Raw genomic sequence first — 25,110 nt, 5'->3', positions numbered from 1 at the left:
TCCCGCTTCCTTTCGCGCACGGAGCGAAGAAAAGCGGGATCCCGGGTCAAGCCCGGGGTGACGAAATCAATGAACCGAACTTCGGATTCAGGAGACTAGCGCGGCGAGCCGATCAGGCCGATACCGGGAAGGTCGGCCAGGTGCCCGTGATCGCCGTCCCGTCGAACAGCAGGATATCGCCGAATTGCAGGAAGACGGCCTCGCTCTGGTTGGGGCGAAAGAAGACGCGGTCGTCGGGTTTCAGCGCGACATGGGTCGATCCGGTCAGCATCTCCTGATTGCTCGACCGGCCGTAGAGGTCGCTGAACTGCAAGCCCGGCGGCGACACCGGCGTCGCGAGCCAGTGACCGCCGTAGATGAAAAAGGCGCGCGCGGCATTGGGGTCCATGAAGGTCAGCGGCCCGGTCAGCCATTCGTTGCCGGGCAGTTCCATGCGCTTCGCCTTGATCACCGGCGTGGCGATGAAGCTGGCGGGGACGTGGCGCGCGAGCGAGGGGAGGTCGAAATCGGCCGGCTTGACGAAGGCCGATCCCACCGACACCTCGTTCGCCGCGGTGCCCTGCGCATGGCGCGCATAGGTCGGGCTGCCCGCGCCGTTGAGCGTCAGCGTCGCGGGATCGACGCCGAGCTTCTCGCGCAGCACGCCGGTCGCGGTGCGATAGAGCGCCTGCGACGCGGCATAGGCGTCGTCGGGATCGCTCATCTTCGGGACATGGGCGTCATAGCCCATCAGGCCGCTCACGGCGACATGCGGGAAGGTGCGGGCGAGGTCGACCGCCGCCGCGAGCGATTGGCCGTCGGCGAAGCCGCCGCGATGGAGGCCGACGTCGATCTCCATATTGGCGCGCAGCTTGGCGCCGCGCGCCGCGGCGATGTCGGCATATTGCTTCAGCCGCGCGGGCGTGTCGATCAGCCACTGGATGCGGCCCGCCGCCTCGGCCCCGACCTTGTCCACGATGTCGGCATATTCCATCGCGGGCAGCGGCTTGCCGAGCAGCAGGTCGGCGTCGGGCCGCGCGGCCATGATCTCCAGCATCGCGCCGTTGAACACCATGAAGCGGTTCGTCGCCATGCCGCGCGCGACATGATCTATCAGTCCGGTCGCGGGCAGCGACTTGACGACGACGCGCAGCGGCAGATTGGCGGGCTTCAGCGTCGCGCGCGCCGCGGCGATGTTGCGGTCGAGCCGCGCCTGGTCGATCACGAGCACCGGATGCGCGATCCCCGCCTTGCGGAGCGCCGCCGTCAGCGCGAGGAAATAGGCGTCGTGCGCGCCGCCATGATCGCTCTTGCGCGCGGCGAGCACCGCCGCGCCGCCGACGACCGCGAGCCCGCCGCCGACCATCGCCGCGCGGCGGGTCCAGCGTTTCGTCCGTCCAGTGTCAGCCATCGAGGAAGATTCCCTTCAGATAATCGTTGAGCATCCGCCCTTCGGGGTCGAGCGCGCGGCGCACCTCGCCCGCGTCCTTCCAGCGCGGATAGAGCGCCGCAAGGTCGCGCGCCTTCAGGCTGTGGAGCTTGCCCCAGTGCGGGCGGCCGCCGTGGCGGCGGAAGATCGGCTCGACGATGGTGAAGAAGAAATCATGGTCCTCGCGGTAATAGGCGTGGACCGCGATCGACCCGCTCTCGCGCTGGTAGAAGGGCGAGAGCCAGGCGTCGTCGGGTGCGATCACGCGCACCTCGATCGGGAAGAAGACATCCTTGCGATGCTCCTCGATCGCGGCAATGACGTCGCGCAGCGCCGGAATCTGCGCCTCGATCGGCAGATGATATTCGCATTCGTTGAAGCGCACCGGCCGCTCGTTCGACAGCAGTTTCCAGCCTTCGTCGACCATCTCCTCCGGCGGAACCTTCGCCAACTCCTCGGCGGCGAGCTTGCGGCGCAGCGAGGGAGCGAATTCGAACCAGTCGCGAAGCTGTTTGAGGCCCATCAGCGTCTCGGTATCGGCGTCGGGGCCGCGCGGCTTGACCGGCCGGTCGGTGATGTCGTTGGTGATCACCGCCGAGTGGCCGGTGAAGGGCAGGACATAGAATTCGACGTTGCGATGCTTCCGGCGCAGCGCCGGCCAATCCTCCAGAACCTCGCCTGTGGGGCGCACTTCGGTACGCTTGAGGATGCGGTGGAGCGGCTGGTTCTGGAGCGTGACCTGCGTCACGACGCCGAAAGCGCCCAGCCCGACGCGCGCGGCGTTGAACACTTCCGGGCGGGTGGCGGCGTCGCAGTCGATGACCTCGCCCGACGGGGTCGCGATCCGCATCGCGACGACCGACCCGTGCACGGCCTGGATGCCGCGTCCGGTGCCGTGCGTCGCGGTTCCGATCGCGCCCGCGATCGACTGTTTGTTGATGTCGGGAAGGTTGATCATCTCCTGCCCGACCGCCGCGAGCGCGGGGCCGAGGTCGGCGAGGCGGGTGCCGCCGCGCACCGTTGCCTGATTCTTCGCGGCGTCATGGCTGACCAGCCCCGCCATGCCGTCGAGCGTCACCAGCGTGCCGTCGGTTGGCACCAGTGCGGTGAAGCTGTGCCCCGATCCCACCGGGCGCACCGGCGCGGGCGCTCTCGTCAGGATGGAGAGCAATTCCTCCTCGCTTTTCGGCGCGCCGCGCTTTTCGGGATAGCTGTGCGCGATGCCCGACCAGTTCGACCAGAGGAGATGGCCCTTGGCGTCCTGCGTTGCCAAGGCCGCGGGTTCGCGGTCGCGCAGCCAGTTGCGCCCGGCCAGACCGCCGGCACCGATCGCGCCGATCCCGATGACGCTCCCCCCCGCGATCAGCGCACGCCGCGTTACTTTGCCCATCAATTCCTCCCCGCCATGAAGCGAATAAGCGCCTTATAATCGTCGGGCGTGCACGAAAAACACTGTCCGCCCGCGGGCATCCCATTGAGGCCCTGGACCGCGCTGGTTAGCAGCGCGTCCTCGCCCTTCGCCCAGCGCTTGTCCCACTGGGTGCGGTCGCCGGTGAGCGGCGCGCCGGTGTCGGCGACCGTGTGGCACGACTTGCACGCCTGGTCGTAGAGGCCCGCGATGCGCGCGTCGGCGGGCTTCAGCGCCGCGCTCTCCTCGGGCGTCAGCGGCTTGGCCGGCGGCGGCTCCGACTGGCACGCGGACAGCAGGAGCGCCGCAGGCAGAAGGCGGAGCGCGCGCATCAATATTTGACCCGGAATTCGACGCCGAACATCCGCGGTTCGCCGCGGAACTGTTCGATGAAACCGAAATCGGACAGGTCGACGGCGTAATTGATATATTTCTTGCGCGTCAGGTTGCGGCCGAACACCGCCGCTTCCCAGCGCCCGTCCTCATCCTTGAGCGCGATACGCCCGCCGAGCAGCCAATAGCCCTTCTGCTTGAGGAGGGGATTGTTGTCGGCGGAGAAATATTGGCCGCTGCGATAGGAGGCCGAGGGCTGGAAGGCGATCGCCAGCCCCGCCGACACCGGCACCTCGTAATTGGCGGTGCCGCTGAAGGTCACGGTCGGCGACAGCGCGAGGCGGTTGCCTGAATAGTCGGCGGTCGCGGTGACGAAATCCTTCACCTCGGTGTCGAGCAGGCCCAGGTTGAGCGTGATGTCGAAGCGGTCGGCGGGCTTGGCGATCACCTCGAACTCGGCGCCATAGATGGTCGCGTTCGCGGCATTGTCGAGCAGCGACAGCGGAATCGCGCCGGTGTTGATCAGCGTATAGAGCTGCAAATCCTTATAGTCGTAATAGAAGGCCGCGGCGTTGAAGCGCAGGCGGCGGTCGAACAGGGTCGATTTCAGCCCGACCTCGTAAGCGGTCAGCGTCTCCTCCTCGAACGGCTGCGCCTGCACCGCGGCCTCGGCGGGATCGAAGCTCAGGAAGCCGCCGTTGAAGCCGCCGCTCTTGAAGCCGGTCGAGATGCTCGCATAGGCCATGACGTCGGGGGCGATATCGTAATCGAGCCCGACCTTGAACGAGACATTCTTGAACGATTTGCGGTTGTCGAAGGCGTAGACGGGAATGACGCCGCCGGGGATCGGCACGACGACGACATTGTCGTCATCGTCGAGCGCGAGGATCTCATTCTCTTCGAGCTGGAGCGCGGCCTGGAACCGCTTGCGCTCATAATTGTAGCGGCCGCCGATGGTCGCGCGCAGCGCCGGGGTCAGCTCGATCTCGGCCTGGCCAAAGATCGACGCCGCGTCGGTGGTCTGGCGGTTGAGGGTGCGCGAAAAGAGCACGGGGACGCCGCCCGTCGCCACGCCGTCGGGATCGCCCGCGCCGCCCGGCAGGGCGGCGCGCACTTCGCCGAACAGGTCGCCGGTCTGGTTCTGGTCCAGCCTCTCGTGCAGATAATAGCCGCCGACGACCCAGTTGACGCCGCCGCCCGTGCCCGACAGGCGCAGCTCCTGCGTGAAGGCTTTCGACCGCACGCCATAGTCGATGTCGAGAAGGCGGAACGGGCTGGCGTCGGTATCCTCGCGGTGCAGCTTGTCGTTCCAGTCATAGGCCGAGATCGACGTCAGCGTGATGTCGCCGAAATGCCAATTGAGCCGCGCCGACGTGCCCCAATTCTTGACCACCAGCCGGTCGCTGCGGTCGTAATTGCCGTCGTAGAAGCCTTCCGGACTGACATAGCCGAAGACGTTGCCGCACTGGTTCGCCATGATCGCATCGGGCGCGCAGGGCGTCGTGAAGCCGGTGTCGGGATCGAGCAGGCCGAGGCTGCGATATTGCGGCGAGCGGACGTCGACCTTGCCGCCGTGGACATTCAGCAGCGCGTCGAAATTGTCAGTGATATCGAGGGCCAATTGGCCGCGCAGCGCAAAGCTGCCCTGGCCGTTCTCGCGGCGGCCGGTCAGCAGATTGTGGACATAGCCGTTCGCATGGGTGCCGGTGCCCGAGATGCGGAAGCGCACGGCGTCGGAGATCGGCCCGCCGATCGCGGCTTCGCCGGTGATCGTGTCGAACGAGCCATAGGAGAGCGAGGCCTGCGCCTGGAAATCCTGGCTCGGCTTTGCGGTGATGAAGTTGATCGCGCCGCCGGTGGCGTTGCGGCCATAGAGCGTGCCCTGCGGACCCTTCAGCACCTCGACGCGGTCGAGGTCGAAAAGCTGGAAGGTCTGCGCGCCGGGCGAGGCGATATAGACTTCGTCGACATAGACGCCGTTCGGCCCGGCATTGTTGGAGTTGGTGTCGGCGAGCCCGACGCCGCGGATATAGATCAGCGGCTGGTTGCCTTCGCCGCCGGGAAGGCCGATCTCGAGGTTGGGAACGACGCCCGCGATGTCCGAGCTCGACTGAATGCCGAGGTCGGCCATGGTGTCGCCCGAGAAAGCGGTGACCGCGACCGGCACGTCCTGCAAATTCTGTTCGCGGCGCTGCGCGGTGACGACGATGTCGCCGATCCCTTCGCCGGATTCGGCGCCATTTCCCTGATCCTGCGCCGTGGCGACGGCCGGTGCGGACATCGCGGCGATCGCCAGCACGGCGGCGGAGAATCGCAGTTCACCCTTGAATTTCGACATTTTTACATCCCCAGACCTGTTATAGCTATTACTATATTATAGTGTTTGCTATAAACCTGCAATGGCGATTGCACCGATGACGGGCGAATGTGCTAGGCAGGGCTGATATTGGGCGGGCGGAAAGGATTGGAAGCAGCGTGGCGAAGCCGAATGGAAAGCCTTCCGGCAAGCGCAAGCCGTCGACCCGCGAGAAACTGCTCGATACCGCAGGCGAACTGCTCGCCGAGTTCGGCATCGACCGCGTCACGACGAACCTGATCTGCGAGCGCGCCGGCGTCACCCCGCCCGCGCTCTATTATTATTTCGCCGACAAATATGAGGTCGTCGTCGCCCTCGGCAAAAGGCTGATGGACCGCCAGAACGAAGCGCTCGAACGCTGGCTCGACCGGCATCTGGACGGCGGCATCCGCGCCTATGCCGAAAACACGCTGGAATTGTTGCGCGAAACCGCCGAGATCACCGAAGCCGAACCGGGCGGCATCTGGATCGAACGCGCCCTCCATTCGAGCCCGCGCCTCGAGCATGTCCGGATCGAATCGCACCGCTATGTCACCGACAAGCTGACCGACGTCTATGCTCCGATGCTGCCCGGATATCCGCGCGAGCGCATCTGGCTGCGGATGCGGATGCTGGTCGAGTTCGGCTATGTCGCCACCGAATTGCTGCACGCGGAAAGCGGGCTGGAACGCGAGGCCATATTGGCCGAGACAGCGCAGATGCAAAGGCTCGCGACGCTCGAACTGCTGCCACGGACGCCTTAGCGGAAATCGGCCGAATCAAAGCCTGCGGCGAAGGCCTCGGCGAGTCCCTCGGGGGTCAGCGGATCGACGATGGGCAGGCGGCCGAGGCGGCGGGCGCCGCTGATCCGGGCGACGATCGCCTCGCTGTCATCCACCGCGTCGCCGAGGAAGGCGAGGCCGTGGATCGGGATGCCGCGCGCGCGCAGCGCCTCGATCGTCAGCAGGCTGTGGTTGATCGTGCCGAGGCCGGTGCGCGCGCAGACGACGACCGGGATTTGCCAGCGCGCGAACAGGTCGGCGTAGAGCAATGTGCGCGTGACGGGGACGAGGACGCCGCCGGCGCCCTCGACGATCAAAGCGCCATCGGGGGGCGTGAGGGCATCGGGGTCGATGATCACGCCGTCGATTTCGGCCGCGAGGTGCGGCGAGGCGGGGGTGACGAGGCGGTAGCCCTCGGGGCGCACGGGAACGCTCGCGAGGCGCGCGACGATCTCGCTGTCGGTCTCCTCTTCGAGGCCCGACTGGATCGGCTTCCAATAGGGGACGCCGAGCGCGCCTGCGAGCGCGGCGGCGAAGATCGTCTTGCCGATGCCGGTATCGGTGCCGGTGACGACGAAGCGGGTCATGCCTCTGCCATCGCGGTGGCGAGCGCGCCGATCATCGCGTCGACCTCGCGCTCGCCGACATTGAGGGTGATCGCGATGCGGAGGCGCGCGCTACCCTCCGGCACGGTCGGCGGCCGGATGCCGCGGACGTCGAAGCCCGCGGCCTGCAGCGCGGCGGCGATCCGCATCGTGCGGCCATTGTCGCCGATGACGACCGGGATGATCTGGCTGCCGCTGGCGGGAAGGCCGAGTGCGGCGAGGCGGGTCTCGGCATGGCGAATGAGGCCGTGGAGGCGCGCGGCGCGTTCGGGCTCGTTCGCGACGATTTCGAGCGCCTGGCGGACGAGCCACGCCGTCAGCGGCGACGGCGCGGTCGAGAAGATGAAGGGGCGGCCGCGGTTGATGAGGAAATCGCGGACGATCGCCGGGCCGCAAAGCAGCGCGCCCTCGCAGCCGAGCGCCTTGCCGCAGGTGTGGAGGGTGATCAGATTGTCGCGGCGGCCGAGATCGTGCGCGAGGCCTTGCCCCGCGGGACCGTAGACGCCGGTCGCATGGGCTTCGTCGACGACGAGCACCGCGTCGTGGCGGTCGGCGACCGCGGCGAGATCGGCGAGCGGGGCGCGGTCGCCGTCCATCGAATAGAGGCTTTCGACCGCGATCCACGGCGTCCCGCTGCCGCCGCCGCGGCGCCAGCGCGCGATGATGTCGTCGAACGCCTGCGCGTCGTTGTGGCGCGCGTCGACGCGCCCGGCGCGGCCGAGCTTCATCCCGTCGTGCGCGCTCGCGTGGATCAGTTCGTCGTGGACGACGAGGTCGCCGCGCTGCGGCAGCGTCGCGAACAGTGCGGCATTGGCGGCGAAGCCGGTCGGGAAGAAGAGCGCCGCCTCGCTGCCGTAATGGCGCGCGGCATGGGCTTCGAGCGCCTCATGCTCGTCATGGTTGCCGCGCAGCAAGCGCGAGCCGCCCGAGCCCGCCGGAAGCCCGCGCTGAAGCCCCGCCGCCAGCGCTTCGTTCAGCGCATAGGAACCGGCGAGCGCGAGATAGTCGTTCGAGGCGAAATCGGCGCCGGTGCGCGGCGCGAGCGCGCGGCGGCGGTCGGCGGCGGCGAGCGCGTCGAGGTCCTTGCGGTGCGCGTGGAAGGGGGAGGCGGTCATTAAATTCCCTTACCCGTCATTGCTTCGCTCCGCTCGCAATGACGAAGTTTATTAGTGGGATCGGTCGCGCAAAGCCCGCCGCTTTTCGCTGGTCAGGCGGTGCGGAACGGCGATGGGTTCGAGCGTCTGCGGATCGAAGAGCGCGGCGCGGCGGCGGTCGCCCGAGACGATGTCCCTGATCGCCCGCACGGCGAAGCGCCGCATCAGCGTGGCCATGCGCATCTTGCGCAGGCCGCTGGCGTCGCCGATCGCGTCCTGAACAAAGAGATGCCCGCCCGGCGGACCGAGCAGCCGTTCGCGCGCCGCGGCGTCGCAGGCCGCGAGCTGGACCGTGATGAAGGGGAGCTTGCCGGTCCCGACGGTGTTGAACAGCGGCGTGCGGCAGCATCCGGCATACCAGCGCAGCGTCGGCTTGTCGGTCAGATGGACGCAGGCGAGCCGGTCGCGGCCCGACGCCAGCCGCATCCGCGCGCACCGCGTCTGATACAGCGCGGTGCCGCCCTCCGCATCGAGCACTCGCGGGTGGCCAAGATAATGGGCGAGGTTCTGGCAATCGGTGCAATGACATATGACGTGATCGCCCTCCGGGCCGATAGTCAGCGTTCCGGAGACGGTGCCGCATTCGCAGGCGAAGGGGAGGGCGGATGCCATGATCCGGTCCTAACCCCTCGCCCGTGATTGCGGAAGCGTCCTTGATAGACACTGACCCCGGCCTGCGCCGGGGTGGCGGCCTGTCGGGGCCGTCAGTTGACCGCCTTGTCGACCAGCTTGTTCTTGGCGATCCACGGCATCATCGCGCGCAGCGCGGCGCCGGTCTGTTCGATCGGGTGCGCGGCGGCGGCCTTGCGGCTGGCCTTCAGCTCGGGCTGGCCGGCCTGGTTGTCGAGGACGAAATCCTTGACGAAGCGGCCCGAGGTGATGTCGGCGAGGACGCGCTTCATTTCGGCCTTGGTCTCGTCGGTGATGATGCGCGGGCCGGTCTTGATGTCGCCATATTCGGCGGTGTTCGAGATCGAATAGCGCATGTTGGCGATGCCGCCCTCATAGAGGAGGTCGACGATCAGCTTGGTTTCGTGGAGGCATTCGAAATAGGCCATTTCGGGGGCATAGCCCGCCTCGACCAGCGTTTCGAAGCCCGCCTGGATCAGGTGGGTGACGCCGCCGCAGAGCACCGCCTGTTCGCCGAACAGGTCGGTTTCGCACTCTTCCTTGAAGGTCGTCTCGATGATGCCGCTGCGGCCGCCGCCGACGGCCGAGGCATAGGAGAGAGCGAGCGCCTTGGCGTGGCCGTTGCCCGCATTGCCGCTGGCTTCCTGTGCGACCGCGATCAGGCAGGGGACGCCGCCGCCGCGCTGATATTCGCTGCGCACCGTGTGGCCGGGGCCTTTCGGCGCGACCATGAAGACGTCGATGTCGGGGCGTGCCTCGATCAGGCCGAAGTGGATGTTGAGGCCGTGCGCGAAGGCGAGCGCGGCGCCGGGCTTCAGATTGTCGGCGAGGTCGTCATAATAGATTTTCGCCTGATGCTCGTCGGGGGCGGCGATCATGATGACGTCGGCCCACGCGGCCGCTTCCTTGTTCGACAATACCTTGAAGCCCGCGCCTTCGGCCTTCTTCGCGGTCGCCGAACCGGGGCGGAGGGCGATCGCGACCTCGCGCACGCCGCTGTCGCGGAGGTTCTGCGCATGGGCGTGGCCCTGGCTGCCATAGCCGAGGATGGCGACCTTCTTGTTCTTGATCAGATCCTGGTCGGCGTCGCGATCGTAGTAAACCTGCATGTCTTTCTTCCCTATTCTTCTTCGTCACCCCGGACTTGATCCGGGGTCCCGCTTTCCACCGTTGCTGAGCGGGACCCCGGATCAAGTCCGGGGTGACGGTGATTGAAACCCAAAACTCTAAAGCGCCTCCGCGCCGCGGGCGATGGCGACGACGCCGGTGCGGCCGACCTCGACGAGACCGCATTCGCGCATCAACGCGATGAAGCGGTCGACCTTGTCGCTGTTGCCGGTGATCTCGAAGATGAAGCTGGTCAGCGTCGTGTCGACCACCTTGGCGCGGAAGACGTCGGCCATGCGCAGCGCCTCGATGCGCTTGTCGCCGGTGCCCGCGACCTTGACCAGCGCGATCTCGCGCTCGACATGCGCCTCGTGGTCGGCAAGATCGACGACCTTGTGGACGGGGACGAGGCGGTCGAGCTGCGCGATGATCTGGTCGATGATCGGCGGCGGGCCGGAGGTGACGATGGTGATGCGCGACAGCGCATGGTCGGCGGTGATGTCCGCCACCGTCAGGCTTTCGATATTATAGCCGCGCGCGGTGAACAGGCCGGTGATCTTGGCGAGCACCCCGGCCTCGTTGTCGACGGTGACGGCGAGCACATGGCGCTCGCCCGCTTCGGTGGTGATTTTCATTGTGCAAACCTTCCCCTCTCCCCTTGCGGGAGAGGGATGTGAAGACTTGGCAGCCTGCTGCCTAGTCGGAGCTGGGTGAGGGGGATGCGCGCCGACGGCGCGCGCGGCCCGGCGGGCCGCTCCCCCTCTCTAAGACTTGCTAGGCGGCAAGCCGCCAAGCCAAGTCTATTCTCCCCCTCCGGGGGGGAGAAGATTTGTCTGGAATGTTGCATCACACCAGCGCTTTCGCTTCGTCGTCCATCGTGCCGGTGACGTCGCTCGGCTGGAGGATCATGTCGGTATGCGCCGCTCCCGACGGGATCATCGGGAAGCAGTTGGCGAGCTTGGCGACGCGGCAGTCGACGATCACCGGGCCGGGGGTGTCGAGCATCGCCTGGATGCCGTCCTCGAGCTCGCCGAGCGTGTCGATGCGCAGGCCGGTCCAGCCATAAGCCTCGGCCAGCTTGACGAAATCGGGCAGGCTGTCCGAATAGCTGTTCGAATAGCGGCTTTCATAGGTCAGTTCCTGCCACTGGCGGACCATCCCCATCCATTCATTGTTGAGGATGAAGATCTTCACCGGCAGGCGATATTGCGCCGCGGTGCCCATCTCCTGAATGTTCATCTGGAGCGAGGCCTCGCCCGCGATGCAGACGACGAGGCGATTGGGGTTGCCGATCTGCGCGCCGACCGCGGCGGGAAAGCCGTAGCCCATCGTGCCGAGGCCGCCCGAGGTGAGCCAGCGGTTCGGCGCCGAGAAGCCGAAATGCTGCGCCGCCCACATCTGGTGCTGGCCGACCTCGGTGGTGATGATCGGGTCGCGGCCGCGGGTCGCGTCGAACAAGGCCCTGACCGCGCGCTGCGGCATGATTTCGGCCGCCGCGTCCTTCTTTTCGGGGAAGTCGAGGCAGCGCGCCGCACGCCAGCCGTCGATGCGGCGCCACCATTCGCCATAGTCGCGCGCCTTGTGGCCCTTGTCGGCCCACGCCGCGACCAGCGCGTCGAGCGCGCGCCCGGCGTCGCCAGCGATCGCGAGGTCGACGGGGACGATCTTGTTGATCGAGCTGCGGTCGATGTCGATGTGGATCTTCTTCGCCTCGGGCGCGAAGGCATCGAGGCGGCCGGTCACGCGGTCGTCGAAGCGCGCGCCGACCGCGATGATCAGGTCGGCGCGGTTCATTGCCATGTTCGACTCGTACGTGCCGTGCATGCCGAGCATCCCGAGCCACTTCGGATCGTCGGCGGGGAAGGCGCCGAGCCCCATCAGCGTCGAGGTGATCGGCGCGCCGGTCAGCGACACGAGCTGGCGCAGCGCCGCGCTCGCGCCGGGCCCGGCGTTGATCACGCCGCCGCCGGTGTAGAAGACCGGGCGCTCGGCCGCGGCGATCATGTCTATCGCGGCGGCGATCGCGCCCGCGTCGGGCTCGATCTGCGGGCGATAGCTGGCGTGCTGGATGATCTCGGGCACCGAATAGGTGCCGGTCGCGACCTGCACATTCTTCGGAATGTCGATCACCACCGGGCCGGGGCGGCCGTGGGTCGCGATGTGAAACGCCTCGTGCAGGATCGGGCCGAGCCGGTCGGGGTCCATCACCAGATAATTATGCTTGGTGCAGTGGCGCGTGATGCCGACGGTGTCGCATTCCTGAAAGGCGTCGGTGCCGATCAGCGTCGTCGGCACCTGGCCGGTCAGCACGATCATCGGGATCGAATCCATCAGCGCGTCGGTGATGCCGGTGACCGCGTTGGTTGCGCCGGGCCCGGAGGTGACGAGCACGACGCCGGGCTTGCCGGTCGAGCGCGCATAGCCCTCCGCCGCGTGGGTCGCCGCCTGTTCGTGGCGGACGAGGATGTGCTTGATCGTCGGGTGCTTGTAGAGCGCGTCATAGATGGGAAGGACCGCGCCGCCCGGATAGCCGAACACCGTGTCGACCCCAAGGTCGACCAGCGCCTGAACCACCATGTCGGCACCGCTCATTTCCGTCACGACAAAACTCCTTTCAACAGCCGTAAGGCAGCGCTTGTGCGCTGCAACAGGGCTGCGGGCAATAGGTGCATGATTCTATCTTGTCAACAGTCTATCACGTAATATTATTGCTATTTTGTTGATAGAATCGATGTTTAATGATTCTTCGTGACGCGGCCAGTCGGCAGGAAGCTGGTGGCGGAACCACGTATACTGGCGCTTCGCATATTGGCGGGTCGCGGCCTGGGCCTGGGCGAGTGCCTCGTCCCTGCTGATCGTACCCGCCAGATGGGCCGCGATCTGCGGCACGCCGATCGCGCGCATCGCGGGCAGATCGGGGTCGAGGCGGCGCGCGAGCAGCGCCTCGACTTCTGCGATCGCGCCCTGTTCGAACATCCGGACGAGGCGCGCGTCGCAGCGGGCGCGGAGCGCATCGCGCGGCGGGAGGAGGATCAGCGGGGCGAGGGCGATATCGCCGGCGATGCCGCCTTCTCGCGCGCGCTGCCAGTCGGCGAGGGGGCGGCCGGTCGAGCGGACCACTTCGAGCGCGCGGGCGGCGCGGGTGGCGTCGGCGGGGTGGAGGCGGACGGCGGCTTCGGGGTCGGCCTTTGCCAGCGCAGCATGGGCTTCGGCGACGGGCAGCGCGCGGACGGCTGCGCGGATGGCGGGGTCGATTTCGGGCACCGGGGCGATGCCGAACAGCAGGGTGCGGATGTAGAGGCCGGTGCCGCCGACGAGGATGGGGAGATCGCCCGCGGCGTGTGCGCGCGCGATTTCGCCGCGCGCTTCGACCGCCCAGCGCGCGGCGTTGCACGCCTCGGCGGCATCGACATGACCGAAAAGGCGGTGCGGCACGCCCTCCATCTCCGCCGGTGCCGGGCGCGCCGAGAGGATGGCGAGGTCGGCATAGACCTGGCTCGCGTCGGCGTTGATCACCACTGCGCGCCCGCAGGCTTTTGCGAGCGCGACCGCCAAAGCGCTCTTGCCGCTGGCCGTGGGTCCGGCGATAAGTGCGACGGGCGGCCGCCCGCGAACGGAAGAGACAGAAGGAGAAGCCATGTTCGTTGCCACGCTGATAGCAGCCGGAAAGCTCACCGACGAGGTGGTTCGCGAAGCGATCGACCGGCTCGACATGACGGGGCACGATGTCGGCGCGCCGCACTGGATCGACGAGCATGACGCCGCCGACATTTTCTTTCAGGGTAGCCTGGTCAGCGCGCGCGCCGAACTGGCGAAGATGGACCATGGCGCGCTCGATATCGTCGTCCAGCCGTTCGGCGACCGCACCAAGAAGCTGATCATCGCCGACATGGATTCGACGATGATCGGCTGCGAATGCATCGATGAACTGGCCGATTACGCCGGGATCAAGGATCAGGTCGCGGCGATCACCCAAAGGGCGATGCGCGGCGAGGTCGATTTCCGCGGCGCGCTGACCGAACGCGTCGCGCTGTTGCGCGGGCTGGGCGAGGATGTGCTGACCCAGTGCCGGATGGAGCGCGTCCGCCTGACCCGCGGCGCGCGCACGCTCGTCCAGACGATGAAGGCGCATGGCGCGCATTCGGTGCTGGTGACGGGCGGCTTCACCGCCTTCGCGGGGCCGGTGGGCGAGGCGATCGGCTTCGACCGGGTCGTCGCCAATGAATTGCGGATCGAGGGCGGCAAGCTGACCGGCACGGTCAATGAACCGATCGTCGACAAGGATGCGAAGCTCGAGACGCTGAAGAGCGAAGCGGCGAAGCACGGCCTGCCGCTCGCCGAGACGCTGGCGGTGGGCGACGGCGCGAACGACATTCCGATGCTGACCGCGGCGGGACTGGGCATCGGCTATTACCCTCACGCCGCCGCGGCCGAAGCCGCCGACGCGGTGGTCCGCCACCACGACCTGACCGCGCTGCTCTGGGCGCAGGGCTATCCGCGGCGGAGCTGGGTGCTGGGGTAATCAGGGTTCTGGCGGATACCGCGCCCTTCGTCCCATAATTTCGTCATTCCCGCGAAAGCGGGAACCCAGAGTGGGGTCAGCCGACGCACGCCCTCTATGGTGGAATCAAAGTTCCTGTCATCACCGTCACCCCGGGCTTGACCCGGGGTCCCGCTTCCTTTCGCGCGCGGACCGAAGAAAAGCGGGATCCCGGATCAGTCCCGGATGGCGTGCGTCGGCCTGTCTTCTTTCCCGGCTTCGGCCCGCAAGTGAGAATGCAGTCGGACGGAACAAGTTTGGACCTTCCTTTTGGCGCTCGGCCACGTCATTGGTGCCCCCATGTCTAATTCAGCGCGACCAAAGCCGATACCAGCCACGATCGGTACAGTGTTTGGTGGATTGTGGGCGTACATCGGCGTCTTGGCCTTGCCCCCGGCGTGGAACCTTCCAGCTACCGTGGCGGTTGTTATCGCAACCCTATTGCTGATTGTCCTGCTCTGGACAGCTGGCGGATCAGCGAGGGAGGGTGAGCGCCTGTTCACCAAACGACCCTACCAATTCGCGGTGGTCGCCGAGGTCATATCGATCTATCTGGCTTCCCTGCTTTTGTCGCGTATCGGGTTGCAGGCCTATTTCATCCAGGTCGTCGGTATAATCGTCGGACTGCACTTTATCGGGCTTTGGGCAGCAACGCGCTCCCCGCGCTTCATATACATTGCGGTAGGTATGTGTATCGTCTCGACGCTCGCTATTTTCTTTCCGGCCGTGGCCGGCGCCGTTCATCCCCGAGACCTTCTCACAGGAGCGGGTAACGGACTTGTCCTTTGGATGTGCGCGGCTCGTCGGAGCGCCGTATAGTCCTCGACCAAATTCAACCGGGCCGACAGCTAGGGTCCTGACCCTAGCCACCCCCAAAGCCGGCGGATGAAACCGTCCGCTACTGGCTCACCACCAGGCACGCCTGGCCGCCCTTGCGGACCGCGGCGCAAAGGCTTTCGGCGTCGGCCTTGCTCGCGAAGCCGGCGGTCTGGAGGCGAGTGACGGCGCCGGCCTTGGCATAGACGGGGGTGCGCCCGGCAAGGGCTGAATAGGATTTTTCGAGGCTTTTCCAAAGGCCGCGCGCGTTCGCTTCGACCCCGAAGGCGCCGAACTGGGCGCGCCATGGGCTGGTGCCGGTGTGGACGGCGACAGCGGCTTTGGCGGGTTTCGGTGCGGGTTTCGGTTCGGGTTTGGGCTCGGGCTTGGGCGGCAGCTTGCCGCTTTCGGGCGGCGCAGCGTAGGTCGTGCCGGGGGCGCCGCCCTTGGCCGCTGTGGCGGCGGCGGTCGCTTCGCTGGCGGCGGTCGCGGCGGCGACGGCGGCCGGGGTCGAGAGCGCCGGTGCGGGTTTGGCCGGAGCGATCACCGGCGGCGGCGTGTAGGTGGCGCCGGGGGTCGAGACGGGAAGGCTCGCGGTCCTGATCGGCGAGGGCGCGGGCTTTGCGGGCTCGGGCGCGGCGGCATTGACCGCGGCGAGGCGCGCGCGCGCTTCGTCCTTTTCGATCTGGGGGAGCATGGCGAGCCCCGCCTGCCGCTGGTCGAGCGGGATCAGATTGTCGAGCTGGACGAGCCGCGCCGAGGCGATGCCGAGCCCCGCGTCGCTCGCGCGCTTGGTCAGCGCATAGGCGCGCGGCCAGTCCTTCGTGGCATAGTCGCCGTTGAACATCGCGGTACCGAGGACATATTGCGCGCGCGGTTCGCCGCGCGCCGCCGACGCCTTGATATAGGGCATCGCCTCGTCGCGCTTGTTCGCGGTGAAGAGGATGAGGCCGAGATTGTCCTCGGCCTGGAGATGGCCCTGCTTCGCGGCGCGGCGATACCAGCTTTCGGCCTGGCCGAGGTCGGCGGGAACCCCGCGGCCGAGCTTGTAGGCCTGGCCGAGGTTGAATTCGGCGTCGGCGTCGCCCGCGACGGCGAGCGGGCGCCATTCGGCGACCGCCTGCTGATAGTCGCCCGCCTGCCAGGCCTCGACGCCGCTCTTGACGTCGGCGTGCGCGGGCGCGGCGAGCGCGAGGAGCGGCAGGGCCAGGAACGCGGCGGCGCGGAAAGAAGGCATGTCGATTCTCCAATGACTTGCGGCGCGCGACGGGCGCCGGCAGTCCCCGGGACGGTGCCCTACCCATAAAGGGCTAACAGCGCGTTAGCATCATCTAGGGGTAAACCGACTCCGTGCCGGATCGGGACACAATGGTATCAACGGTCCGTTTACCATGGATGTGCGTGGATCGTTCACCTTCTTTTTATCATCGTTAACTCAATTTTAGCGCCCCGCATGGCATCCCGTCGCCGATTTCAGATTGTCGAGGGGGACATCAGTGCGCGTTTTGGCATTGGCTTCACAGAAAGGCGGGTCGGGCAAGACCACCCTGTCGGGGCACCTGGCGGTGCAGGCGCAGCTTGCCGGCGCCGGGCCGGTCGTGCTGATCGATATCGACCCGCAAGGCTCGCTCGCCGACTGGTGGAACGAGCGCGAAACCGACCTTCCGGCCTTTGCGCAGACCACCGTCGCGCGGCTCGCCTCCGACCTCGAGATATTGCGACAGCAGGGCTTCAAGCTCGCGGTCATCGACACGCCGCCCGCGATCACCATGGCAATCCAGAGCGTTATCGGCGTCGCCGAGCTGATCATCGTTCCGACGCGGCCGAGCCCGCACGACCTGCGCGCCGTCGGCGCCACCGTCGATCTGTGCGAACGCGCGGGCAAGCCGCTGGTGTTTGTCGTCAACGGCGCCACCCCCAAGGCGAAGATCACCAGTGAGGCCGCGGTCGCGCTGTCGCAGCACGGCACCGTGGCGCCGATCACGCTGCACCATCGCACCGATTATGCCGCGTCGATGATCGACGGCCGCACGGTGATGGAGGTCGATCCCAATGGCCGCTCGGCCGAGGAGATCCGCCAGCTCTGGACCTATATCAACGACCGGCTCGAAAAGAATTTCCGCCGCACCATCTTCTCCTCGCCGATGCCCGCGCAGGCGGGTTACGGCACGGTCCGCCCGATGGGCGGTGGCTTCGGCCGCCGCATCGCCGGCCAGTAAGGGGAACGGAACGATGGGCGAACCCAAACCTCTCGCTTCGCTGTCCGCCGGACTGCTCGCCCGCAAGGGCGGCGCGCGTCCCGCGATGCGCCGCGCCCCGCTGGGCATGGGCGCCGCGGCGCCGATGACCGACCCGATGACTGGTGGGGGCTATGACGATCTTGGCTGGAACGACATGGGCTATGACGTCGATCCCGACCAGAATGCCGCCGCCGAACCCGCGCGCATGGTCGACCTGAAGCCGCTGCTTGCCGGATCGGTGCTCACGCACAATGCCGAGGCCGAACATGCGGTCGAGGAGTCGGCGGGCCACGAACTGACCGACGCGCTCGCCGCCGGGTTCGAGCCCGAAGCGGCCCCGGTGCCCGAAATCGTGCGCCAGCAGGAATCGCTGCTCGACCGCGTCGCCGCCGTCGCGCGCAAGGTCGAGACGCGGCCCGCGCCGAAAGCGAAGAAGGAGCGCGCGCCGCGTGCGCTGCGCGCGCGCGAGAAAGCGGCCTTCACGCTCCGCCTCGACGCCGAGCGCCATCTGCGCCTGCGCCTTGCGAGCGCGGTGACGAACCGCTCGTCGCAGGTCATCCTGACCGACCTGCTCGACGACTATCTGGCCTCGCTGCCCGAGATCGACGCGATGGCGAGCCGCCTGCCGGCGGCGCGGCCCGCGCGCCGGACGCAGGCGTCCTGAACGAGATGGGGGGACTTTCGATGAACCGCAAATTGCTGAGGAACCTCGCGGTTTCGGGCTTCGCGCTGAGCGTCGTCACCGGATGCAGCGGGATGGCGAAGATGGCGAACGCCGCGCCCGAATCGAGCCGCGCGCCCGCGACCGCCGCCAAAGCCGCCGACAAAGCGCGCGACGCGCTGGAGGCCGGCAAGCCGACCAAGGCGGTGGCGCTCGCCGAAGCCGCGGTCGCCGCGAGCCCGCGCGACGCGAATTATCGCGCGCTGCTCGGCCAGGCTTATCTGGGTGACGGGCGCTTTTCCTCGGCGACCTCGGCGCTGAGCGATGCGATGGAATTGGGGGCGAAGGACGGCAACACCGTCATCGCGCTCACTCTCGCCTATATCGCGCAGGGCAAGAATGATCAGGCAAACGACCTGCTGAAGCGCAATTTCAACGTCGTTCCGGCGTCGGACATGGGGCTTGCGCTGGCGCTGACCGGCGACACCAATTCGGCGATCTACATGCTGACCGAAGCCGCGCGGGCGCCCGACGCCACCGCGCGGACGCGGCAGAATCTGGCGCTCGTGTTCGCACTGTCGGGCCGCTGGGCGCAGGCGCGCATCCTCGCCGCGCAGGACCTGTCGCTCGACAAGGTCGAGACGCGGATGCTCGAATGGTCGAAGCTCGCCGAACAGCCCGATGCGTCGATGCGCGTCGCGAGCCTGCTCGGCACCGCGGCGCGGGCCGATGCCGGGATGCCGGTGCGCCTTGCGCTCGGCAATGATAGCGGCACCGAAATGGCCGCCGCCGACGCGCCCGTCGAACTGGCCAGCGCCGACCCGGCGCCCGTCGCGACCTTTGCGCCGCCGCCGCCCGTCGAGGCCGCCCCGGTTCTGGCCTCGGCCGCGCCGAGCCCGATCCGCACCGTCGAACTGCCGATGCCGGCGCGCGACGAAAACGGCGTGGTGCCGGTCACCGAACTGCCGCAGCCGAAGCCGGCCGAAATCATCCTGGCCGACGCCAAACCCTATCGCGCCGCGCCGCGCGTCGCGGGCGACCATGTCGAGGCGATCCGCCCGGCGCAAAGGCAAGCGCTCGAACTGGCGACGAAGATCCTGCCGCGGGCGATGGCCTTCGACGCCAAAAAGCCCTCGGGCTGGGCGGTGCAGCTCGGCGCCTATGACAGCCTGGGCATCGCCAAGGAAAAATGGGGCGTACTGAAGCGGCAAAGCGCGATGCTAGGCAATTATCCGGCGTCGAGCCACGCCGCGGTGGTGAACGGCCGCACCTTCTATCGCCTGACCGTCAACGGCCTCGCGACCCGCACCGATGCATCGAAGCTGTGCGGCGAGCTCAAGGCCAAGGGCCAGGTGTGTTTCATTCGCCAGATGGGCGGCAGCGAGAGCATCCAGTGGGCGTCGGCGGCAAAGCCGGTGCGCATGGCGGCGCGCTGAACGATTTTGGGGGCCTCGCGCAAGCGCGAGGACAGGGGAGGGGCGCGGCTGCGGGGCCGCGCCCTTTTTCTTTTGGAGGCATCGCGCCTGCGGGAGCGTGTCCGCTCGCCCCGCCGGGACGTTGATCGGGTAGCGCGCAAAGGGCGCCTACGGCCTCAATTTTCGTTCTTTTCCTCATCCTTCAGCAAGGCGCCGATCAGCTTGCCGCGCTGGTAGAGTCCCCTCCGTTCGTGCTGCATTGCGTAAAGCTGGGTGAGGAAGCGGCGATCCCATTCGGTCAGTTCGCGTTTGCCCTGACGGTCCTCGAACAGGCCGAGAATCGATTGTGATTGCGGCTCGGCGCGTCCGCGGACGCCGCTAAGCGCAACGAAGGCGGCATAGTCCGTTACCGCGCGCAGGGTCGCACCCTCGGCGGCGTTGACGTCGATGACGACCGTCGCGCCTTCGATGCTGCGGATGCTCAGGGGAGCCAGCAGGCCCATTCCGCCGCTCGTCTTGCGGATCGCGTACCACCAGCGGATCGGTTTCTCGCGCTCGACGAGATCGCGGATATCGGGGCCCGACATGTCGGCAAACTGGGCCGGATAACGCGATTTGAACAATTTGATGAAGTGCGCGCCGTCGTCCACGAAGAGAAGGAGGACGTTGGCGTCGCATCCGTCTTTCGCCACCTTGGCGCCGCTGGCGCGAGCGGCGTCGCGGAACCAGCCCTCGACGAGCGCCGCATGTTCGTCCGACAGACCGAGCGCTCGCGGACAGAGCTTCACCGTCCAGCGCGCGACGCTGTCCTGGGCATAGATGCCCGGCGCGACGCCGAGGGTGCGGATGAAGGCGGTGGCGCGCTTGCGGGCTTCCTCGCGCGTCAGCCGCTCACCCTCGACGACGATATCGTCGGGGGAGCGTAGCGTGGGATCAGGCGCGGGCTGGGCGACCGCCGCGGGCGCGGACGCCAGAAGCGCGGCGAGCAGCAGGCCGTAGCGGAAGAGCATCGATCTGTTTCCTCCTGTCAGGAGGATGGTTTAAACCATTAGGATCAATTGCAAAAGCTCATTCGCCTCCGCTCCGGAGCGTCGGCAACCGCGCCAGCGTCGCGACGAGTTGGGCCTGGCTGGTCGCGCCGGTCTTGCGGAAGATGCCCTTGAGCAGGAAGCGTGCGGCGTTGAGGCTGACGGCGCGGAGTGCGGCATAGTCCTGGAGCGTCTGCCCCGCCGCGAGCGCGACCGCGAGGCGCGCTTCGGCGGGGGTCAGGGCGAACCATTGCGCGACGCGGTCGATCTCGACCACCGGGGTTTCGCCGGGCGCGCTGCCGAGCGTGACGACGAGCGCGGCGCCGAGCTGCACGCCGCCGATCTGCTGGGCCGACTGGCGGGTGATGCGCGCGGCGAGGACGGGGCACTCGGCGCCGGCCTCGTTCACGGCCTGAAAGGCGAGCCCCGCGGGCGCCGGATCGGCGGCGAGGTCGAGCAGCTTCTTCTGGCTTGCGCCGTGCGTGAAAGCGAAGCGGTCGTTCGCGAGGCGGATGAAGCCCGCATCGGCATAGCGCGCGGCGCGGCTGTTCGCGGCGAGGATACCCAGCTGTTCGTCGAGGCTGAAGATCGCGAAGGGCGCGGCGTCGGCGGCGGCGCGCGCGGCGCCCGCCGCGAGTTCGAGCGAGGCGATGCGGTCGCTGATCCGCATCGCACGCTGGATATGCGGGGCGAGGATGCGCAGGCCGCGCTTCAGTTTTTCCGCATCGCGGTCGCCGGGGCCGGGCAGCATCAGCCCCAGCCGCTCGCCGCCGCGCCGGTCGAGGAGCACCCCGATCAGCCGGTCGATGCCGTATGGTTTCAGAAAGTTGCGGAAGAATTCGGATTCGTAAAATTCCTCGCGCGTGACGATGTCATAGCTGTCGACGACGCTGCCGTTCGCATAGCGGGTGAATTTGCGCGACCAGGGATGCGCGCCGGCATAGACGGCGGTGTAGATTTCCTGGATTCCCGCCGCGAGGCCCGAGGCGGCGACGAAGCGCGCGCGCGGCGGATTGTTGCTTTCCCACAGGATGAACGCCGATTCCCAGCGCAACGGGCAGAGCGCGCCGGTGATGCGCGCGAGCGTGTCGTTCCAGCGTTCGGGGTGCAGCACCGAATCATAGATGCGGCCGATCAGCTCGTTCAGCACCTCCCATTCGGCGGCGGTATCGGTATCCGGCAAGGGCTTTGGAACGGTGTCGGTCGGCACATCTGTCCCCGGCTGAAACGAACGGCGGCGGGATTCGTCGAGGACGGCCCGTGGCCACCAAACAATGCGGCGGAAAAAAATGCAATGCTACCCGATCGGGTAGCGAAATTGTCTTCGCGATCGGCCAATCATCCGGGGCGACCCAAGCACGGGATGGTCCACCACAATCGTTCCGTTTATCTCGAAGCCCGCCGGTTCACCGACGGGCTTCCTTTTTTTGGCATTCCTTGTGTTCCCCCGCGAAGGCGGGGGCCCATCTCCTGCCGTTCCGTTATCGGGCAGAGTGCGTTGAGAGCGATATGCCGGGAGATGGCCCCCCGCCTTCGCGGGGGAACAAGATGATCGAATTTCCCGGACGCCATCCCGATCAGCGGATGCGCTGGCCGCCCTTCCACAGCATCGTCGCGCGGCCCTGCACCGGCATGCCGTCGAAGGGCGTGTTGCCGGCATAGGCCGCCATCTTCTTCGCATCGACCTGCCACGGCGTGCCCTCGTCGATCAGGATCAGGTCGGCCTCGAGCCCCGGCTCGAGGCGGCCGGCGTCGAGGCCGAGCAGCTTCGCCGGTTTGGCGGCGAGGAGATCGAAGAGGCGCGCGGGGGTGACATGGCCGTCGCGGACGAGTTGGAGGCCCATCGCGAGCAGGGTTTCGGCCCCCGCCATGCCGGGCGCGGCTTCGGCGAAGGGAAGGCGCTTGTCCTCGGGTCCGCGCGGGTCGTGGCCCGAGGCGAGGATGTCGATCGTGCCGTCGGCGACGGCGGCGAGGCAGGCGTGGCGGTCGCCCTCGCTCCGCAGCGGCGGCGACAGGCGCGCGAAGGTGCGGAAATCGCCGATCGCGGTGTCGGAGAGGAAGAGATGCGCGGGGGTGATGCCGCAGGTGACGGGCAGGCCCTTCGCCTTGGCGTCGCGGATCAGGTCCAGCCCGCGCGCGGTGGTGACCTGGCGGAAATGGATCGCGGCGCCGGTCTCCTCGGCCAGCATCAGGTCGCGCGCGATCGCCATCGCTTCGGCGATCGCGGGGGCGGAGGCGAGGCCGATCCGTGTCGCCATTTCGCCATCGGTCGCGACCGCGCCCGCGGTGAGGCCTTCATCCTCGGCGTGCGCGATGACGGTGAGGCCGAGCGCGGCGGCATAAGCAAGGACGCGGCGCATCACGCCCGCATCGGCGATGCGCGCGCGGCCGGTGGCGACGGCGCGGGCGCCCGCCTGTTTCATCAGCCCGATCTCGGCGAGTTCCTTGCCCGCGAGGCCCTTGGTGGCGGCGGCGAGCGGATGGACCCAGAGGTCGGGCTTGCCGCCCTTCGCCGCGCGCTCGACCAGCCCCGAATTGTCGAGCGGGCCGCTGTCGGGCATCAGCGCGGCGCGGGTGATGCCGCCGAAATGAAAGGCGGGCTTGTCGGTCGCGAAGACGCCGAGGTCGATGATGCCGGGGGCAAGCCACTGGCCCTTGGCATCGACCGTTTCGGTGCCCTCGGGCGTTTCGGCCGGGTCCAGCGCGGCGATGCGGCCGCGCTCGACGAGCAGGCTTGCGCTCTCGCCGCCGAGCAGGCGCGCATTCGTGATGAGGAGCGGGTTCAGTTCCATCCCGGCACTCCCCGCTTGCGGCGCGTCAGGATGTCGAGGCACGCCATGCGCACCGCGACCCCCATTTCGACCTGCTCGGTGATCGTCGAGCGGGTGGGGTGGTCGGCGACGCTGCTGTCGATCTCGACCCCGCGGTTCATCGGGCCGGGGTGCATGACGATCGCGTCGGGCTTCGCCAGGTCGAGCCGCTGCGGGGTCAGGCCGTAGAGCGCGTGATATTCGCGCGGGCTGGGGAGGTAGGCGCCGTCCATGCGCTCGTTCTGGAGGCGGAGCATCATCACGACGTCGGCGTCCTTCAGCCCTTCGTCCATGTCGGTGAAGGGGATCGCGTGCATCCGCTCGATCGCGGGCGGGATCAGCGTCGGCGGCGCGACGACGCGCACCTCGTTGCCGAGCAGGGTGAGCGCGAGAATGTTCGAGCGCGCGACGCGGCTGTGCAGCACGTCGCCGCAGATCGCGACGGTCAGCCCCTCGACCTTCCCTTTGCGGCGGCGGATGGTGAGCGCGTCAAGCAAAGCCTGCGTCGGATGCTCGTGGCGCCCGTCGCCCGCGTTGAGCACCGGGCAGTCGACCTTGTCGGCGATGAGCTGCACCGCGCCCGACGAGGCGTGGCGGATGACGATCGCGTCGGCGCGCATCGCGTTGAGCGTCATCGCGGTGTCGATCAGCGTCTCGCCCTTCTTCACGCTCGACTGCGCGGCGTGCATGTTGACGACGTCGGCGCCGAGCCGCTTGCCCGCGATCTCGAACGACAGCAACGTGCGGGTCGAATTTTCGAAAAAGGCGTTGATGATGGTGAGCCCGGCGAGGCGGTCGTCGTGCTTGGCGGCGCCGCTGCGGTTCATTTCGACCCACTCTTCGGCGGCGTCGAGGACGTAGGAGATTTCCCACGGGGTGAGCTGGGCGATGCCGGTGAGGTGGCGATGGCGAAAGGCATCGCCGCCGGGCGGATAGTCGCTGGCGGGTCGGATCGTTGCGCTTGTCATTAAAGCCGAGCGTCTAGGAGGCTGCGGCGATCTTCGCAAGGGCGGAGAGGAGGAACGGCTCCAATATTCCGAGCGCCCACAGGACGAGCAGGATGATGTCGACCCAGAGCCAGATCAGCATCCACGTCGCGAACGGCTGCTTGCGCGTCTTGTGACGAGCGAACCGGGCAGCGCAAACCGTTCCGAGCGCGCCGCCGAGAAACGCCCAGAGGAGCAACCGAGCCTCGGGCGTGCGGCGCATCCCCGCCTCGGCATAGCGCTTGTCGAGAACCATCTCGACGAAGGCGATCAGGTTCACCGCGATCAGCCAGCCGAGGACGTAGACTATCATTCATGGTTCCCCATTTTTTAGCGCGTCATCGCGTCGATCGCGCCTTGCAGGATGAACGCCGCTGCCGCGCTGTCGACGCGTTCGGCGCGCTTGGCGCGGCTGACGTCGGCGGCGATCATCGCGCGTTCGACCGCGGCGGTCGACCAGCGCTCGTCCCAGAGCAGCACGGGCAGGCCGAGCGGGGCGAGGTTGCGCGCGAAGGCGCGGGTGCTCTGGGTGCGCGGGCTGTCGCTGCCGTCCATGCTGAGCGGCAGGCCGACGACGAGGCCGACGACCGATTGCGCCGCGATCAGCGCCTTCAGCGCTTCGAAATCGACCGAGAATTTCTTGCGGAGGATCGTCTTGTCGGGGCTCGCGAAGCTCCACCCCGCGTCGCAGAGCGCGACGCCGATGGTCTTGGTGCCCACGTCGAGCCCCGCGAGGCGGCCGCCGTTCGGCAGCGCGGCGGCGAAATCGGGGGCGAGGGTGGTGATCATCGAACCTCTCTAACCGTTCGTGTCGAGCGAAGTCGAGACACCCCGAAGGCGCGCGCAACCGAT

At 67.7% G+C, this 25,110-nt stretch carries 24 protein-coding genes; 5 read left to right on the top strand and 19 right to left on the bottom strand.

From position 1 onward, the window contains the following. Positions 1–112: 112 nt before the first annotated feature. Genes OJI97_RS16475 through OJI97_RS16460 form a run of 4 tightly spaced genes read right to left on the bottom strand, consistent with a single transcriptional unit; the run spans position 113 to position 5,487 of the window. A complete protein-coding gene (locus tag OJI97_RS16475) occupies positions 113–1,390 on the bottom strand; it encodes an alanine racemase (protein WP_297665277.1) in 1,278 nt (425 codons plus the stop codon). Next, positions 1,383–2,798 carry a D-arabinono-1,4-lactone oxidase gene (locus OJI97_RS16470; protein WP_297665276.1) on the bottom strand — a complete coding sequence of 472 codons (1,416 nt, stop codon included), beginning with the start codon at positions 2,796–2,798 and terminating at the stop codon, positions 1,383–1,385. Before OJI97_RS16470 ends, OJI97_RS16475 begins: the two co-directional genes overlap by 8 nt. Then, positions 2,798–3,148, bottom strand: coding sequence for a c-type cytochrome (locus OJI97_RS16465; protein ID WP_297665275.1), 351 nt, complete (start codon positions 3,146–3,148; stop codon positions 2,798–2,800). Before OJI97_RS16465 ends, OJI97_RS16470 begins: the two co-directional genes overlap by 1 nt. Further along, the gene (locus OJI97_RS16460; protein WP_297665273.1) at positions 3,148–5,487 is read right to left on the bottom strand and encodes a TonB-dependent receptor; all 2,340 of its coding nucleotides are present in this window, start codon (positions 5,485–5,487) and stop codon (positions 3,148–3,150) included. Before OJI97_RS16460 ends, OJI97_RS16465 begins: the two co-directional genes overlap by 1 nt. A 137-nt stretch (positions 5,488–5,624) precedes the next feature. On the opposite strand from OJI97_RS16460, the gene OJI97_RS16455 reads away from it, so the two are divergent. Further along, positions 5,625–6,248 (top strand): TetR/AcrR family transcriptional regulator, encoded by a 624-nt coding sequence (locus OJI97_RS16455; protein ID WP_297665272.1) that lies wholly within the window; start codon positions 5,625–5,627, stop codon positions 6,246–6,248. On the opposite strand, the gene bioD is transcribed toward OJI97_RS16455, so the two are convergent. The 7 genes from bioD to miaA form a co-directional block, all read right to left on the bottom strand. Beyond that, on the bottom strand, positions 6,245–6,853 hold the full coding sequence (gene bioD, locus OJI97_RS16450; RefSeq protein WP_297665270.1) for a dethiobiotin synthase: 609 nt from the start codon (positions 6,851–6,853) through the stop codon (positions 6,245–6,247). The genes OJI97_RS16455 and bioD overlap by 4 nt on opposite strands. Beyond that, positions 6,850–7,986, bottom strand: a complete 1,137-nt coding sequence (locus OJI97_RS16445) for an 8-amino-7-oxononanoate synthase (protein ID WP_297665268.1) — start codon at positions 7,984–7,986, stop codon at positions 6,850–6,852. The genes bioD and OJI97_RS16445 overlap by 4 nt, the downstream gene beginning before the upstream one ends. A 51-nt stretch (positions 7,987–8,037) precedes the next feature. Then, on the bottom strand, positions 8,038–8,637 hold the full coding sequence (locus tag OJI97_RS16440) for a DUF6151 family protein (protein ID WP_297665267.1): 600 nt from the start codon (positions 8,635–8,637) through the stop codon (positions 8,038–8,040). Between the two features lie 92 nt (positions 8,638–8,729). Beyond that, complete coding sequence (gene ilvC / locus OJI97_RS16435) at positions 8,730–9,764, bottom strand: ketol-acid reductoisomerase (protein WP_297665266.1); 1,035 nt, start codon at positions 9,762–9,764, stop codon at positions 8,730–8,732. A 117-nt stretch (positions 9,765–9,881) separates the two neighbouring features. After that, entirely contained in the window at positions 9,882–10,397 is a 516-nt protein-coding gene (ilvN, locus tag OJI97_RS16430) for an acetolactate synthase small subunit (RefSeq protein WP_297665264.1), read from the bottom strand. 211 nt (positions 10,398–10,608) lie between these two features. Next, positions 10,609–12,363, bottom strand: a complete 1,755-nt coding sequence (gene ilvB, locus OJI97_RS16425) for a biosynthetic-type acetolactate synthase large subunit (RefSeq protein ID WP_297665262.1) — start codon at positions 12,361–12,363, stop codon at positions 10,609–10,611. A gap of 75 nt (positions 12,364–12,438) precedes the next feature. Continuing rightward, on the bottom strand, positions 12,439–13,401 hold the full coding sequence (gene miaA / locus OJI97_RS16420) for a tRNA (adenosine(37)-N6)-dimethylallyltransferase MiaA (RefSeq protein WP_297665259.1): 963 nt from the start codon (positions 13,399–13,401) through the stop codon (positions 12,439–12,441). On the opposite strand from miaA, the gene serB reads away from it, so the two are divergent. Next, positions 13,400–14,284 (top strand): phosphoserine phosphatase SerB, encoded by an 885-nt coding sequence (serB, locus tag OJI97_RS16415; protein ID WP_297665258.1) that lies wholly within the window; start codon positions 13,400–13,402, stop codon positions 14,282–14,284. The two genes, miaA and serB, sit on opposite strands and share 2 nt — an antisense overlap. Before the next feature lie 492 nt (positions 14,285–14,776). On the opposite strand, the gene OJI97_RS16410 is transcribed toward serB, so the two are convergent. Both OJI97_RS16410 and OJI97_RS16405 read right to left on the bottom strand, forming a co-directional pair. After that, positions 14,777–15,046 (bottom strand): hypothetical protein, encoded by a 270-nt coding sequence (locus OJI97_RS16410; protein WP_297665256.1) that lies wholly within the window; start codon positions 15,044–15,046, stop codon positions 14,777–14,779. 154 nt (positions 15,047–15,200) lie between these two features. Further along, positions 15,201–16,355, bottom strand: a complete 1,155-nt coding sequence (locus tag OJI97_RS16405; RefSeq protein WP_297665254.1) for an SPOR domain-containing protein — start codon at positions 16,353–16,355, stop codon at positions 15,201–15,203. 259 nt (positions 16,356–16,614) lie between these two features. Here OJI97_RS16405 and OJI97_RS16400 point away from each other — a divergent pair, with 259 nt between their 5' ends. From OJI97_RS16400 to OJI97_RS16390, 3 genes are read left to right on the top strand one after another with little or no spacing between them, the layout of a single operon-like run. Then, on the top strand, positions 16,615–17,337 hold the full coding sequence (locus OJI97_RS16400) for a ParA family protein (RefSeq protein WP_297665252.1): 723 nt from the start codon (positions 16,615–16,617) through the stop codon (positions 17,335–17,337). A 13-nt stretch (positions 17,338–17,350) separates the two neighbouring features. Beyond that, positions 17,351–18,022 (top strand): hypothetical protein, encoded by a 672-nt coding sequence (locus OJI97_RS16395; RefSeq protein WP_297665251.1) that lies wholly within the window; start codon positions 17,351–17,353, stop codon positions 18,020–18,022. A 20-nt stretch (positions 18,023–18,042) separates the two neighbouring features. After that, a complete protein-coding gene (locus OJI97_RS16390) occupies positions 18,043–19,455 on the top strand; it encodes an SPOR domain-containing protein (protein ID WP_297665250.1) in 1,413 nt (470 codons plus the stop codon). A 155-nt stretch (positions 19,456–19,610) separates the two neighbouring features. Here the strand turns inward: OJI97_RS16390 and OJI97_RS16385 are convergent, their stop codons facing one another. From OJI97_RS16385 to ruvX, 6 genes are all read right to left on the bottom strand, one after another. Then, entirely contained in the window at positions 19,611–20,444 is an 834-nt protein-coding gene (locus tag OJI97_RS16385; RefSeq protein ID WP_297665249.1) for a hypothetical protein, read from the bottom strand. A gap of 58 nt (positions 20,445–20,502) precedes the next feature. Continuing rightward, entirely contained in the window at positions 20,503–21,645 is a 1,143-nt protein-coding gene (locus OJI97_RS16380; RefSeq protein WP_297665247.1) for a helix-turn-helix transcriptional regulator, read from the bottom strand. A gap of 394 nt (positions 21,646–22,039) precedes the next feature. After that, entirely contained in the window at positions 22,040–23,254 is a 1,215-nt protein-coding gene (locus OJI97_RS16375; protein WP_297665246.1) for a dihydroorotase family protein, read from the bottom strand. Next, entirely contained in the window at positions 23,245–24,240 is a 996-nt protein-coding gene (locus tag OJI97_RS16370) for an aspartate carbamoyltransferase catalytic subunit (protein ID WP_297665244.1), read from the bottom strand. The genes OJI97_RS16375 and OJI97_RS16370 overlap by 10 nt, the downstream gene beginning before the upstream one ends. A 13-nt stretch (positions 24,241–24,253) precedes the next feature. After that, positions 24,254–24,571, bottom strand: a complete 318-nt coding sequence (locus OJI97_RS16365; protein ID WP_297665243.1) for a DUF1294 domain-containing protein — start codon at positions 24,569–24,571, stop codon at positions 24,254–24,256. A 17-nt stretch (positions 24,572–24,588) separates the two neighbouring features. After that, complete coding sequence (ruvX, locus tag OJI97_RS16360; RefSeq protein ID WP_297665241.1) at positions 24,589–25,047, bottom strand: Holliday junction resolvase RuvX; 459 nt, start codon at positions 25,045–25,047, stop codon at positions 24,589–24,591. Positions 25,048–25,110 lie beyond the last annotated feature (63 nt).

The organism is Sphingopyxis sp., from assembly GCF_025869345.1.
Classification (GTDB): domain Bacteria; phylum Pseudomonadota; class Alphaproteobacteria; order Sphingomonadales; family Sphingomonadaceae; genus Sphingopyxis.
This window is presented reverse-complemented; position numbering and strand designations above follow the sequence as displayed.